The sequence below is a fragment of the Desertibacillus haloalkaliphilus genome, from assembly GCF_019039105.1.
In the GTDB taxonomy this organism is placed as follows: Bacteria; Bacillota; Bacilli; order Bacillales; family KJ1-10-99; genus Desertibacillus; species Desertibacillus haloalkaliphilus.
Window position 1 is genome coordinate 1 of record NZ_JAHPIV010000478.1, and the last position, 351, is coordinate 351.

Genomic DNA, 351 nt, shown 5'->3' on the forward strand with positions numbered 1-351 from the left:
CTCTTAATTCATTCTCTAATGCTGTCAGCACTTCATCTTGCGACATGCCTTGTGCCAGTGAAATTTCGCTCACTAACATGCCCCGTGCATCTTCAAGCATCTTCTTTTCACTAGAATTTAAGGCTTTTTTCTGATTACGTCTCATCAGATCTTTGACAACGTCTGCGCCATCTTCAATCGAACCTGTTTTTAGCTTTTTCAGATTTTCATCATATCTTTGCTTCCAAGTAAGCGTGTCGTCGTTTGTTTCTTCTGCAAAATTGTTCATCACAACTTTCAGCGTAGCTTGATCAGCTACCGGACGTATACCTAGTTGATTGATTCTGCCTTTTGGGACCATCATCTGCATAT

Annotated in this window: 1 protein-coding gene; it reads right to left on the reverse strand. The window is 40.7% G+C overall.

Features of this window, described 5'->3' with window-relative positions:
* Positions 1 to 351, reverse strand: a 351-nt coding sequence (locus KH400_RS22895; protein WP_217228563.1) for a CarD family transcriptional regulator, incomplete at both ends; no start/stop codon positions are given.